A 13137-nucleotide genomic window follows, 5' to 3' on the forward strand; every position below is an offset into this window, starting at 1 on the left:
AAGAAATAGTATTGGGGGAATTGTATGTGAAGACATTGAAATCGATCTTACTTTGGGGCGTTATTACAGCAGTAGGAGCAGGGGCTTTTGGGGTAATAGCTTTATCACAAGGTGAAACCATTAATGCTGTATGGCTCTTAGTAGCTGCTGTATGTGTATATGCAGTTGCTTATCGCTTTTATAGTAGATTTATAGCGAGAAAGGTTTTTAATTTAGATGATAATCGTCAAACACCAGCCCATACATTAAACGATGGGAAAGACTATGTTCCAACAAATAAGTGGGTATTGTTTGGACATCACTTTGCAGCGATTGCTGGGGCGGGACCTTTAGTAGGACCGATTTTAGCAGCACAAATGGGATATCTACCAGGGACCATTTGGATTATTGTTGGGGTAGTTGTTGCGGGGGCTGTCCAAGATTTTGTCATTTTATTTGCTTCGATGAGACGTAATGGTAAATCGTTAGGAGAAATGATTAAGGATGAGATTGGGCCTGTTACAGGACTAATTGCAATGATAGGTATTTTAGGAATTATGATTATTTTATTAGCAGTATTAGCGTTAGTCGTAGTAAAGGCACTGATTGGAAGTCCTTGGGGAATGTTTACGATAGCAGCAACGATTCCCATCGCTATTTTAATGGGAGTTTACATGCGCTATATTAGGCCTGGTCGTGTTGGAGAAGGGTCAGTAATTGGTATTATCCTACTTATTTTATCTCTTATTGGAGGACAGTATGTAGCAGAAAATCCAACACTTGCAAGTATGTTCACATTTAGTGGCGAAACAATTGCTATTATGCTTATTGTATATGGATTTATTGCATCTGCATTACCAGTTTGGATGTTATTAGCACCACGTGATTATTTAAGTACATTTTTAAAAGTTGGAACAATTGTTGGATTGGCGATTGGTATTTTAATTGTAGCACCTGATTTACAAATGCCAGCAGTTTCGCAATTTATTGATGGAACAGGTCCTGTTTTCTCCGGTAATTTATTCCCGTTCTTATTTATTACGATTGCCTGTGGTGCAGTCTCTGGATTCCATGCTCTTGTTTCATCAGGTACGACGCCAAAAATGATTGAACAAGAGGGACATGCACAGCCAATTGGTTACGGAGCAATGTTAATGGAGTCGTTTGTAGCTGCGATGGCAATGATTGCAGCTTGTGTATTAACACCAGGAACTTATTTTGCGATTAATAGTCCGGCAGCACTTATTGGTACGGATGTATCGCAGGCAGCTCAAGTTATTTCTTCATGGGGATTTGCTATTACACCAAATGAACTAAAAGAACTTGCTGTAAATGTTGGAGAGCAAACAATTTTATCACGTACAGGTGGCGCACCAACGTTAGCGATAGGTATGGCATATATTTTCTCACAAGTAATAGGTGGAACGGCGATGATGGCATTCTGGTATCATTTTGCTATTCTCTTTGAAGCCCTATTTATTTTAACAACGATTGACGCAGGAACGCGTGTAGGACGATTTATGATTCAAGATATTTTAGGGCATGTATATAAGCCGTTTGCGAAAACAGATTCTACATTAGCGAATGTAATAGCTACAACGTTATGTGTATTAGGATGGGGTTATTTTTTGTACCAAGGGGTAGTAGATCCGCTTGGTGGAATTAATACATTATGGCCACTTTTCGGTATTGCAAATCAAATGTTAGCAGGTATTGCATTATTACTTGGAACGACAATTTTGTTCAAAATGGGGAAAAAGGCATATGTTTGGGTGACACTTATTCCAACTGTTGGATTGCTTATTGTAACGATGACGGCGGGTTATCAAAAGCTATTTCATGAAAACCCTAAAATAGGATTTCTATCTCATGCAAAGGTGTTCCAGGGAGCATTAGATGAGGGGAAAGTGTTAGCACCAGCTAAAAATGTTGCTCAAATGAAGCAAATTATTTTCAATGATTATATTGATGCAGCGCTTTGCGGGATTTTTATGATAGTTGTAATCGCTGTATTAATTTCTGCAATTCGAATTTGGATTCAAGTATTAAGAAATAAGCCGATGCTGCTAAAAGAGGCAGCATATATTTCTAGAGATGAAAGTGAGTCGAGGAACTATTATGCTTAAACGACTACGGAAAGTATGGGGGGAAAGAAAACGCTTTATTAGTTTGCTCGTTGGGGTACCAAGTTATGAAGTATATGTGGAGCATATGAAAAAGCATCATCCTGAAGAAGAGGTTGTATGTCAAAAGCAATTTTTTGCTGAGGCACAAGAAGCAAGATTTAATGCAAAGGGTGGAAAAATATCACGCTGTTGTTAATGAAGAAGGGCGAGTTTTCGCCCTTTTTATTTTTTTTGCTGTTTCACGTGGAACAGCAAAAAATAAACAAAAAACTTTGGGAATTATAGGGATTTCGTATACAATAAAGTGGGGAAGGGGATAGATGGAAAAGTAGGGAGATTATTTTATGTTAAGGGACTTATTTGTAAATACAACAATTATTCTTTCCTTTATTTTTGTTGGAGGTCAGCTTTTAAGAGATAGGCCGTTAAAAGAAGAGTTTTCTCTTTGGCAGAAATGTGTAGTAGGTATTCTTACTGGAATATTAGGTATATTACTAATGTATTTCGGTGTTCATGTTGGTACCATCCTATTGGATTTGCGCTACTTAGCTGTTATTTTAGCTGTTATAATTGGAGGCCCGATAGCGAGTACTATAGCTGTTAGTATGATTTTAGTAACTAGGTTATTATTTATGGATTATTCATTAGCTTCTCAAGTAGCTTTTTATACAATTATTGCGATAGGAGTAGGTAGTATCTTTATTTCGCGTCTAAATATCTCTCTAGGAGAAAAGTGGGCATGGTTACATACATATATTTTATCTATTCTAATCCCCTCACTATATATATGGTTAATTAAAGATATTAACATAGTAGGATTATATTTAATTTCTAGTATTATTACAGGCTACATAACATTCATAAGTGCAAATTACGTTTTACAATCCAATGAGTTATTCCAAACGATGAAGCAATACGCAACGGTAGACGCATTGACAGGTCTAGGAAACGTAAGACAGTTTGATTTAGAGATGAATCGTCATATTAGTAATAAGAACATGAAAAATGATTCGCTTTGTTTACTACTTATAGATATTGACCACTTTAAGTATGTAAATGATACGTACGGGCATCCTGCAGGGGACGAAGTGTTAAAACAAGTAGGATGTATTTTACGAGAAACTTCACAATTTCCAGATTTGGCTTTTCGAAAGGGTGGAGAGGAGTTTGCGCTTTTGATACCGAATAAGGGATTAGCTTACGGAATTCGTATGGGCGAGCAAATTCGTATAGCTGTTGAAAGTCACCCATTTCAATTGTTAGATGGAACAAAAATAAAAATTACGGTTTCGGTAGGGGTTTCAGAGTATGAAGGGTCATCAGAGCAATTTATTCAAGCGGCGGATGATGCGTTATACTACTCGAAACGAAATGGTAGAAATAAGGTCAGCTCTGCATCTTAAAGATAAGATGACCAGAAGACATAAAGCTTATAAAAAACACTCACAGAGGCAATGTATGAACCTTGTGAGTGTTTTTATTTATATATTAGACAAGTTCTTTTGATACAACGAATTTACGATATGCACCATGGTGAGTTGGACCTACGTATTCGTTAATTTTGAATGAGTAACGAATAGCAGCTGTGATGAATTCTTTAGCAGTTTTTACTGCTTCTTTCACAGGTTTTCCTTTTGCAAGTTCTGCTGTAATTGCAGCAGAATATGTACAACCTGCACCGTGTGTATTGGTTGTATCGATTTTTTCTGATTCTAGAAGATCGAATGTTTCTCCATCATATAGGACGTCGATTGCAGTTTCCGTACCAAGTTTGCTTCCACCTTTAATTAGTACGTATTTGGCACCTAAAGCGTGGATTTTCTTCGCTGCTTCTTTCATGTCCTCAAGAGAATTAATTTTCACACCGCTTAATTGGTAAGCTTCAAATAAGTTTGGTGTTACAACTAATGCCTTTGGCACAAGAACGTCACGTAAGCAATCGTTCGTTTCAGGATGTAATGCTTCATCTGCACCTTTACATACCATAACAGGGTCAACTACTACATTTTTGAAATTGTGCTTTTCGATTGTTTCTGCAACCATTTCAATAATTTCTACTGATCCAAGCATACCTGTTTTTAAAGCGTCTACGCCAACACCTTCAATTGTTGTTTCTAATTGTGGTTTTAATGTAGAAGCTGGGATTGGAAATACGTTATGTGCCCAACCGTTATGTGGATCCATCGTTACGATTGTTGTAAGAGATGTCATTCCGTATACGCCAAGTTCTTGGAATGTTTTTAAATCTGCTTGTATACCAGCACCGCCACTTGTGTCAGAACCAGCGATAGTAAGTGCTTTATTTAATGTCATTATGAAAGCCCCCTCAAGTGATATAATGAAAACTATGTTTTCACCATTATATCAATGTTACGAATAAGTACAAAGTGAAAAGTAGATGATTTATTTTAAGAGCTATTTAAAATCTTGTATGCAGGAGACTGATTATGTTTCGAGATAATCGTACAAATGAATTAGTTATATTAAAGGAAATTGCAGAAACATTAAATACATCAAATGATACATATCATGTATTGCAAGCAGTACTAGAAAAATTGCTCAGTGTAACAGGTTTAACGACAGGCTGGATTTTTCTTGCGGATGAAAATGGGAAGTATACGAAGGTGATCGATTACCAGTTACCAGAGGCACTTAAATATGAAAATAAACGCCCGATGTGTGAAGGTGAGTGTTGGTGTTTACGCGGCTTCGTAGATGGGAAATTAGAGAGAGCCGTTAATATTATTGAATGTAAAAGAATTAATAATGCAATTGAATATAATTGGGGAGATACAGAAGGAATTCTTCATCATGCTACGGTTCCTTTAAAGGCTGGAGGAGAGAAATTTGGTGTTTTAAATGTAGCTAGCCCAGGTAAAACACATTTTTCGGAAGAAGAATTAGTATTGCTCCAATCAGTTGCTTTCCAAATCGGGACGGCTTTAAAGCGAACAAAATTATATGAAAATGAAAAGCGAAGAGCACATTACTATGTGAAATTGGAGCGGTTTATTCAAGCTTTAAAAACGATTCATAAGTTTAATGTATTATCTGAAAAGGTGGTAAATCACGTAGGTGAAGTATTTCAGTGGAATCAAGTGGCGTTTTTTATTAGGGAAGAAATAGAGTTATCTTTGCGAGCTTCTTATGGGCAGGAAGAGTTACAAGAGGATGTAAAAGAAGCGGCAAAGAAGGCGTTAGAACAAGGTGAGCTAGCTCTATTAAAACGTGTAAATGGAGTTGTTATTGCTACGCCAATACATATTCAAAATCATATATTTGGTGTTTTATGTGTTAGTTTAAATAATGGAGAATTTGATGTTAATACAATAGATATAATTCAAGCGTTATCGAATCACGTTTCATTAATAATAGAGAATCTAAGATTAAACGAACAGCGCCGTGAACTCGTACGACTGGAAGAAAGAAACCGATTAGCAAGGGATTTACATGATTCTGTTTCGCAAAAATTATTTTCATTAACCTTTATGACAAAAGGGGCTGAGGCCGTTTTAAAAGGTCAAAATGAAAAGGTTGACCAATCTTTGCATGAGATGCGGGAACTAGCGCAAGGAGCTTTAAAGGAAATGAGAACATTAATTTGGCAGCTTCGTCCGGCAGGATTAGAAAAAGGTTTATTACCAGCTTTAAAGCAGTACGGTGAAAACTTGGGACTGAAAATTCGGGAACAAGTTACAGGTGTTCGTGATTTACCGCGTGTAGTAGAGGAAGCGTTATGGAGAATTGGACAAGAAGCTTTGAATAACGTAAGTAAACATGCGAATGTCAGAGAATCAACGATTTATTTCAAAGTGACAGAGAAGAATGTATCATTAGAAATAGTCGATCAAGGAAACGGCTTTGTAGAAAAGGATATAAAAGAGAAGAAATCACTCGGCATGACTACGATGCGTGAAAGAGTAGAATTAGTTGGTGGAACAATTAAAATTGTAAGTAGTAAGAAGCGAACGAGCGTAAAAGTAAATGTACCATTATGATGTGAAAATGAGGGAAGTTTGTGAAAATAAAAGTATTGTTAGTCGATGATCATACAGTCGTTTTAAAAGGATTAGCATTTTTCTTAAGTACACAGGAAGATTTAACGTTAGTTGGAGAAGCAAATAATGGGAAAGAAGCGTTAGTGAAAGTAGGGGAGACGAATCCAGATGTTGTATTAATGGATTTATATATGCCCGAAATGGATGGTGTCGAGGCGACGGCGTGCATCAAAAAAGAATATCCGAATGTGAAAGTAATTGTATTAACTAGCTTTTCTGATCAGGCGCATGTTTTACCAGCGTTAAGGGCGGGGGCAAGTGGGTATATTTTAAAAGATGTAGAACCGGATCAGCTTGTTGAAGCTATTCGAAGCGCATATAAAGGTAATATTCAATTACATCCGGATATAGCAAATACTCTTCTCTCTCAAACACTACCTGTGGAAGAAAAGGAAGAAGAACCTTCTATTCAAGTGGATGTGCTAACGGCGAGAGAAAATGAAGTGCTGCAGCTATTAGCGAAAGGGATGAGTAATAAAGAGATCGCTTCTGTTTTAGTTATTACAGAAAAAACAGTAAAAGCTCATGTAAGTAGTATTTTGAGTAAGTTGAATTTATCTGATCGCACGCAAGCGGCGTTATATGCAGTGAAAAATGGAATTGTATAAGACAAAAGTCGTAAGACCTAGTTCGCCTTTAGAAGGTGGACTTTTTTTATGGAAAAATACGTCTATGTGAGGACGAAAATGTATTGATATAAAGATAAAATATGTTTGTAAGCAACAAAACAACAATTACAAGGGATACCTTTTTTGAAAGCATATAACAACATAAGAGTGAGTACTAGGAGGAAGAAATAATGGCAACAGTTTTATTTGTTAAAGCAAACAACCGTCCAGCGGAACAAGCAGTTAGTGTAAAATTATATGAGGCATTTTTAGCGAACTATAAAGAAGCACACCCAAATGATACAGTAGTAGAACTTGATTTATATAAAGAAGAATTACCATATGTAGGTGTAGACATGATCAATGGTACATTTAAGGCAGGTAAAGGATTTGATTTAACAGAAGAAGAGGCAAAAGCAGTAGCAGTTGCTGATAAGTATTTAAATCAATTTCTAGAAGCTGATAAAATTGTTTTCGGCTTCCCATTATGGAACTTAACGATTCCAGCAGTGTTACACACATATATTGATTATTTAAACCGTGCTGGTAAAACGTTCAAATATACACCAGAAGGTCCAGTTGGTTTAATTGGAGATAAGAAGATTGCATTATTAAACGCGCGCGGCGGCGTATATTCAGAAGGTCCAGCAGCTGAGGTAGAAATGGCTGTTAAATATGTAGCAAGCATGATGGGCTTCTTCGGTGCAACAAACATGGAAACAGTAGTTATTGAAGGACATAACCAATTCCCAGATAAAGCAGAAGAAATCATTGCTGCAGGTCTTGAAGAAGCAGCTAAAGTAGCAAGTAAATTTTAATTTAAATTATAATCGTCACTCAAAGAAACAGCATTAACGTTTATGTTAATGCTGTTTCTTTATATTTTCAGCTCGTCAGCAAGCTTTTCTAATGTATTTCGATCTTGTATATAATATGTTCGGCCTTCTTTTTTTAAATAATTTTGTTGGCAAAATTGGTTTAATACATATAAAAGATGACGATAGCTGACATTTAAGTATTCTGCAGCCTCAGTATGCTTTTCTATATAACAATTATTTTGTTCTGTTAATAAAATAAAAGCAGCTAATCGATTTTCGAAAGGATAACTATAGTTTTTTGCGTAATTTTCAGTGCGAGTAATTGTCTTTTCTCCAATAAATTTGCATAAGTGCTGTAAAAACGTTGCATCTTGTAATAAAAGTTGCTGACAATCTTTAAGAGGAAGTGCTAAACAAACACAATCTTCTAGTACTTCAACGGACTTGGTGATATTTTCTACTCCTATTAATCCTAATTCCCCGATAAAAGATGGTGCTTGAATAAAATTAATTAATGAAACTTTCCCGTTTTTATGATTCATATATATTTTTGCTTTCCCAGAAATTAAGTAATAGAGATAAGGGAGGGCGTTTCCTTCGCTACATATCATCTCTTTCGTTTGAAAAGAATGCAGCTCTACATATGGCAAGACATGAAATGAAAATAGGGTATGGAATTGATGGATTCGCATGTATTGATAAATTTCTTCTTCATTTTTGCTGATTTTCATATTTTCACCCCTATTTATAGTATGAGATATCTCCTATTATCTTTACAAGAAGGAATGATACGATTTATGTAAATTTGTTTTTGTAGAAAAGAGAGTGTGATGAATTTATGAAAAAATATAAAACATTGCTATTTGATGTAGATGATACATTATTAGATTTCCAAAAGGCTGAAAAAGTAGCTTTACAGGTGCTTTTTGAAGAGAAGGGAATCCCTTTAACAGAGGAGATAGGGGCTCGTTATAAAAAAATAAATAAAGGTCTTTGGAATGCTTTTGAAAAAGGTGAACTATCACGTAATGAAGTTGTAAATAAACGATTCTCTATGTTGTTTAAAGAGTATGGAGAAGAAGTAGACGGTATATTATTCGAAAATAATTATCGTAGCTACTTAGAAGAAGGAAATCAACTCATGCAAGGTGCGTTTGAATTTATAAATCAAATTCAAGGGGAGTATGAGTTGTATATAGTGACAAATGGTGTTTCTAAGACGCAAGATAAACGTTTGCGTAATGCAGGGTTACATTCATTATTTAAAGATGTTTTTGTTTCGGAAGATACAGGTTTTCAAAAGCCGATGAAAGAGTATTTTGATTATGTTTTTGAACGGATTCCTAACTTTGCACCTGAAGAAGGGCTGATTATTGGGGATTCATTAAGTGCCGATATTAAAGGTGGATATGTAGCGGGAATTGATACTTGTTGGTTTAATCCAGAAAGGAAATTAAATGATAGTGGGATTATACCGACATATGAAGTGCATAATTTTGAAGAATTATACGCTCTATTAAAACAGTTTGTTTAATGAAAATAGATGATTGGGGTTTATTTTACATGAATCATTTTTTCTAAAGGTCTTTTTCGAGTTAGTATGGAATATATTTCTTTTGTTGCTTTATATGAAATTGTTAATATTTATTTTAGAACATTCAGAAAAACTGTTTGACATTAGGAAATTATTGCTATAAAATCAACGGTAATTGCATAGTCTTATCAAGAAAAGGTGGAGGGACAGGCCCGATGAAACCTTGGCAACAGCCGTATAACGGAATTGTGCCAAATCCTGCAGGTAGTAATCCTGAGAGATAAGAAAGAGCCTTTAGAGCGTGTTTTCAAACTGCTCCTTTCTTGTTTTCAGGAAAGGGGCAGTTTTTTATTTTGTATAAAAGAAAGGAGAATGAGAGATGGGAGAATCATGGGGAAAAGGAACGATTTGTGTGCAAGGTGGCTATACGCCAAAGAATGGTGAACCACGTGTTTTACCACTTTATCAAAGTACAACGTATAAATACGATACTTCGGATGATTTAGCAGCCCTATTTAACTTAGAGGCAGAAGGATATATTTATACGCGTATTGGAAACCCTACTCTAGCTGCATTTGAGCAGAAGTTATCAGATTTAGAAGGCGGGGTAGGAGCTGTTGCAACGGCTTCTGGGCAAGCGGCTATTATGCTCGCAGTTTTAAATATTTGTAGTAGTGGAGACCATTTACTTTGCTCTTCAACTGTTTACGGGGGAACGTTTAATTTATTTGGGGTGAGTTTACGTAAGCTTGGCATTGATGTTACGTTCTTTAATCCCAATTTAACGGCAGATGAAATTGCGGCACTTGCTAACGATAAGACGAAGCTCATTTATGCAGAATCATTAGGAAATCCAGCGATGAACGTTTTGAATTTTAAAGAATTTTCAGATGCAGCGAAAGAGTTAGAAGTGCCTTTTATCGTGGATAATACATTAGCAACTCCTTATTTATGCCAAGCATTTGAGCACGGAGCAAATATTATCGTTCATTCTACGACGAAATATATTGATGGTCATGCAAGCTCTTTAGGCGGCATTGTCATTGACGGAGGGAACTTTGATTGGACAAATGGGAAATATCCTGAACTTGTTGAACCGGATCCAAGTTATCACGGCGTAAGTTACGTTCAAAATTTTGGTGCAGCAGCTTATATTGTGAAGGCGCGTGTTCAATTATTAAGGGACTACGGAAACTGTATGAGCCCATTCAATGCGTATATTAGCAATATCGGCTTAGAAACGCTGCATTTAAGAATGGAGCGTCATAGTGAAAATGCTCTCGTAGTTGCTAAGTGGCTTGCTAACCATGAACGTATTGAATGGGTGAATTATCCTGGATTAGATAGCAATGAAAATTACTCGTTAGCACAAACGTATTTGAAAAAAGGTGCTAGTGGTGTTTTAACATTCGGCATTAAGGGCGGATTAGAAGCGGCGAAAGAATTTATCGCAAATGTAAAACTAGCAACTCTTGTAACGCATGTAGCGGATGCACGAACTTGCGTTATACATCCTGCTAGCACAACGCATAGACAATTAAGTGCTGAAGATCAGCGTCTAGCTGGCGTTACATCAGATTTAATTCGTTTATCTGTTGGCATAGAAGATGTTTCTGATATTATTGCAGATTTAGAAGCGGCGCTAGTCGGAGGCAAAGAACATGCCGATCATAATTGATAAAGATTTACCAGCTCGCAAAGTGTTGCAGAAGGAAAATATATTTGTAATGACGAAGGAGCGAGCAGAAACACAAGATATTCGGGCATTGAAAATTGCTATCTTAAATTTAATGCCTACAAAGCAAGAAACAGAAGCGCAATTACTTCGTTTAATTGGCAACACACCGTTGCAATTAGATGTTCATTTGCTTCATATGGAATCACATTTCTCTCGCAATGTAGCGCAGGACCATTTAATGAGCTTTTATAAAACATTTCGTGATATTGAAAATGAAAAATTTGACGGGCTCATTATAACAGGAGCACCAGTTGAAACTCTTTCTTTTGAAGAGGTAGATTATTGGGAAGAGCTTAAACGTATTATGGAGTATTCAAAAACGAATGTAACATCTACGCTCCATATTTGCTGGGGGGCACAGGCTGGCTTGTATTATCATTATGGTGTTCCAAAGTATCCTCTTAAGGAAAAAATGTTCGGTGTATTTGAACATGAAGTTTGCGAGCAACATGTGAAATTGTTACAAGGGTTTGATGAATTGTTTTTTGCTCCCCATTCTCGTCATACAGAAGTACGAGAGAGTGATATTAGAGAGGTGACAGACTTAACATTATTAGCAAATTCTGAGGAAGCGGGTGTTCACCTGGTCATTGGGCAAGAAGGAAGGCAAGTGTTTGCCCTTGGGCATAGTGAATATAGTTGTGATACGTTAAAGCAAGAATACGAACGAGATCGTGACAAGGGATTAAATATTGATGTGCCAAAAAACTATTTTAAACATAATAATCCAGATGAAAAGCCCCTTGTTAGGTGGAGGAGTCATGGGAATTTATTGTTTTCTAATTGGTTGAATTATTACGTGTATCAAGAAACCCCTTATATATTGTAAAGAAAGATTGTGTAACACGTGGCAACGTTTTCCTTGTAAAGATTAACCTTTATTTTTCCGAATGTTCGAAATACATTGTTTTTCAGATTTTTTATTCATATAATTTCATCTAAACACAATTTTTGAGGGGTGGACAGTACTATGAAAGAAATTCAAGTTGGTTTATTAGGTCTTGGGACAGTTGGGAGTGGTGTAGTTCGTATTATTACGGATCATCAAGAAAGACTCATACACCAAGTAGGTTGTCCAGTGAAGGTAACGAAAGTATTAGTGCAAAACATTGAGAAAGAGAGAGAAGTAGAGGTACCTTCTACTCTATTAACACAAGATGCAAATGAAATTTTAGATAATCCAAATATTGATGTTGTCATCGAAGTAATGGGTGGCATTGATGATGCAAAATTATATATTTTACAAGCTTTAAAAAGCGGAAAGCATGTTGTAACTGCAAATAAAGACTTAATGGCATTACATGGAGCTGAATTATTAGCGACAGCAAAAGATAATAAAACTGATCTCTTCTATGAAGCGAGTGTGGCAGGGGGAATTCCAATTCTACGCAGTATTGTAGAAGGACTCTCTTCAGATCTTATTACGAAAGTCATGGGAATTGTAAATGGAACGACAAATTTTATTTTGACGAAAATGTCAGACGAAGGGAGAGCATATAACGACGTGTTAAAAGAAGCCCAACAACTTGGATTTGCAGAAGCAGATCCAACATCAGATGTAGAAGGTTTAGATGCAGCAAGAAAAATGACGATTTTAGCTACTCTCGGTTTCTCTACAAATGTAGAGCTTGGAGATGTGAACGTAAAAGGAATTACCTCTATTACAGAGGAAGATATTGAATACAGTAAGAGCTTAGGTTATACAATTAAATTAATCGGTCTTGCAAAACGAGATGGTGAAAAATTGGAGGTTACGGTTGAACCAACTTTACTTCCAAATACACACCCTCTTGCGGCAGTACAAAATGAATATAACGCTGTGTATGTGTACGGTGAAGCAGTTGGGGAAACGATGTTTTATGGACCAGGGGCAGGAAGTTTACCGACAGCGACAGCTGTTGTTTCGGATTTAGTTGCTGTAATGCAAAATATTAGATTAGGGGTAACAGGAAATAGTGCTGTAGTCCCACAGTATCAAAAAGTATTAAAAGAGCCAGACGAAATAGTCGTGAAAAAGTTTTTAAGACTGCATGTAAAAGACGAAATTGGTGTATTTGCAAAAATTACTTCATTGTTCTCTGAGCGCGGAGTTAGCTTTGAGAAAATTATTCAAATGCCGCTTGAAGAGAAAGGAAAGGCTGAAATTGTAATTGTAACGCATCGTGCGTCTCTTGCTGATTATGATTATATTCTACATACGTTGCAAGGGTATGAAGAAATAGATTGTTTGAAAGCGAACTATCGAATTGAAGGGGATGCTAAGTAGTATCTCTTAC

At 36.3% G+C, this 13137-nt stretch carries 12 protein-coding genes and 1 riboswitch; of the genes, 10 read left to right on the forward strand and 2 right to left on the reverse strand.

Features of this window, described 5'->3' with window-relative positions; translation table 11 throughout:
- Window positions 1-26: 26 nt before the first annotated feature.
- The 3 genes from cstA (at window position 27) to N2V92_RS07910 (ending at window position 3508) form a co-directional block, all read left to right on the forward strand.
- The gene (gene cstA / locus N2V92_RS07900; RefSeq protein ID WP_000854306.1) at window positions 27-2105 is read left to right on the forward strand and encodes a carbon starvation protein CstA; all 2079 of its coding nucleotides are present in this window, start codon (window positions 27-29) and stop codon (window positions 2103-2105) included.
- Entirely contained in the window at window positions 2098-2301 is a 204-nt protein-coding gene (locus tag N2V92_RS07905; protein WP_000919819.1) for a YbdD/YjiX family protein, read from the forward strand. The genes cstA and N2V92_RS07905 overlap by 8 nt, the downstream gene beginning before the upstream one ends.
- Window positions 2302-2449: 148 nt before the next feature.
- Window positions 2450-3508, forward strand: a complete 1059-nt coding sequence (locus N2V92_RS07910; RefSeq protein ID WP_000942921.1) for a GGDEF domain-containing protein — start codon at window positions 2450-2452, stop codon at window positions 3506-3508.
- Between the two features lie 85 nt (window positions 3509-3593).
- Here the strand turns inward: N2V92_RS07910 and pdxK are convergent, their stop codons facing one another.
- Window positions 3594-4418, reverse strand: coding sequence for a pyridoxine/pyridoxal/pyridoxamine kinase (gene pdxK / locus N2V92_RS07915; RefSeq protein WP_000174252.1), 825 nt, complete (start codon window positions 4416-4418; stop codon window positions 3594-3596).
- A 134-nt stretch (window positions 4419-4552) separates the two neighbouring features.
- Here pdxK and N2V92_RS07920 point away from each other — a divergent pair, with 134 nt between their 5' ends.
- The 3 genes from N2V92_RS07920 (at window position 4553) to N2V92_RS07930 (ending at window position 7589) form a co-directional block, all read left to right on the forward strand.
- The gene (locus N2V92_RS07920; protein WP_000488150.1) at window positions 4553-6103 is read left to right on the forward strand and encodes a GAF domain-containing sensor histidine kinase; all 1551 of its coding nucleotides are present in this window, start codon (window positions 4553-4555) and stop codon (window positions 6101-6103) included.
- Window positions 6104-6123: 20 nt separating this feature from the next.
- Window positions 6124-6771: a response regulator gene (locus N2V92_RS07925; protein WP_000695816.1), complete on the forward strand. Its 648-nt coding sequence runs from the start codon at window positions 6124-6126 to the stop codon at window positions 6769-6771.
- Between the two features lie 191 nt (window positions 6772-6962).
- Complete coding sequence (locus N2V92_RS07930; RefSeq protein WP_000246718.1) at window positions 6963-7589, forward strand: FMN-dependent NADH-azoreductase; 627 nt, start codon at window positions 6963-6965, stop codon at window positions 7587-7589.
- A gap of 59 nt (window positions 7590-7648) precedes the next feature.
- Here the strand turns inward: N2V92_RS07930 and N2V92_RS07935 are convergent, their stop codons facing one another.
- Entirely contained in the window at window positions 7649-8320 is a 672-nt protein-coding gene (locus N2V92_RS07935) for a transcriptional regulator YeiL (RefSeq protein WP_000703316.1), read from the reverse strand.
- Between the two features lie 107 nt (window positions 8321-8427).
- On the opposite strand from N2V92_RS07935, the gene N2V92_RS07940 reads away from it, so the two are divergent.
- The 4 genes from N2V92_RS07940 to N2V92_RS07955 all read left to right on the forward strand — a co-directional run bounded on the left by N2V92_RS07940 (window position 8428) and on the right by N2V92_RS07955 (window position 13127).
- On the forward strand, window positions 8428-9123 hold the full coding sequence (locus N2V92_RS07940) for a YjjG family noncanonical pyrimidine nucleotidase (protein WP_000760178.1): 696 nt from the start codon (window positions 8428-8430) through the stop codon (window positions 9121-9123).
- A gap of 182 nt (window positions 9124-9305) precedes the next feature.
- Window positions 9306-9410: riboswitch (SAM riboswitch) on the forward strand.
- 92 nt (window positions 9411-9502) lie between these two features.
- The gene (locus N2V92_RS07945; protein WP_000504772.1) at window positions 9503-10801 is read left to right on the forward strand and encodes a bifunctional O-acetylhomoserine aminocarboxypropyltransferase/cysteine synthase; all 1299 of its coding nucleotides are present in this window, start codon (window positions 9503-9505) and stop codon (window positions 10799-10801) included.
- Window positions 10785-11690: a homoserine O-acetyltransferase MetA gene (gene metA, locus N2V92_RS07950; protein WP_001121542.1), complete on the forward strand. Its 906-nt coding sequence runs from the start codon at window positions 10785-10787 to the stop codon at window positions 11688-11690. The genes N2V92_RS07945 and metA overlap by 17 nt, the downstream gene beginning before the upstream one ends.
- 141 nt (window positions 11691-11831) lie before the next feature.
- Window positions 11832-13127: a homoserine dehydrogenase gene (locus N2V92_RS07955; protein ID WP_000659105.1), complete on the forward strand. Its 1296-nt coding sequence runs from the start codon at window positions 11832-11834 to the stop codon at window positions 13125-13127.
- Window positions 13128-13137: the final 10 nt, after the last annotated feature.

The sequence above is a fragment of the Bacillus sp. CH_48 genome, from assembly GCF_038008465.1.
Classification (GTDB): domain Bacteria; phylum Bacillota; class Bacilli; order Bacillales; family Bacillaceae_G; genus Bacillus_A; species Bacillus_A thuringiensis_S.

What these genes read in the sequence shown, in the direction of transcription:
- N2V92_RS07905 (WP_000919819.1), top strand. Translation starts at nt 2,098, where the DNA reads ATGCTTAAACGACTACGGAAAGTATGGGGGGAAAGAAAACGCTTTATT.
- N2V92_RS07910 (WP_000942921.1), top strand. Translation starts at nt 2,450, where the DNA reads ATGTTAAGGGACTTATTTGTAAATACAACAATTATTCTTTCCTTTATT.
- pdxK (WP_000174252.1), bottom strand. Translation starts at nt 4,418, where the DNA reads ATGACATTAAATAAAGCACTTACTATCGCTGGTTCTGACACAAGTGGC.
- N2V92_RS07920 (WP_000488150.1), top strand. Translation starts at nt 4,553, where the DNA reads ATGTTTCGAGATAATCGTACAAATGAATTAGTTATATTAAAGGAAATT.
- N2V92_RS07930 (WP_000246718.1), top strand. Translation starts at nt 6,963, where the DNA reads ATGGCAACAGTTTTATTTGTTAAAGCAAACAACCGTCCAGCGGAACAA.
- N2V92_RS07935 (WP_000703316.1), bottom strand. Translation starts at nt 8,320, where the DNA reads ATGAAAATCAGCAAAAATGAAGAAGAAATTTATCAATACATGCGAATC.
- N2V92_RS07940 (WP_000760178.1), top strand. Translation starts at nt 8,428, where the DNA reads ATGAAAAAATATAAAACATTGCTATTTGATGTAGATGATACATTATTA.
- N2V92_RS07945 (WP_000504772.1), top strand. Translation starts at nt 9,503, where the DNA reads ATGGGAGAATCATGGGGAAAAGGAACGATTTGTGTGCAAGGTGGCTAT.
- metA (WP_001121542.1), top strand. Translation starts at nt 10,785, where the DNA reads ATGCCGATCATAATTGATAAAGATTTACCAGCTCGCAAAGTGTTGCAG.
- N2V92_RS07955 (WP_000659105.1), top strand. Translation starts at nt 11,832, where the DNA reads ATGAAAGAAATTCAAGTTGGTTTATTAGGTCTTGGGACAGTTGGGAGT.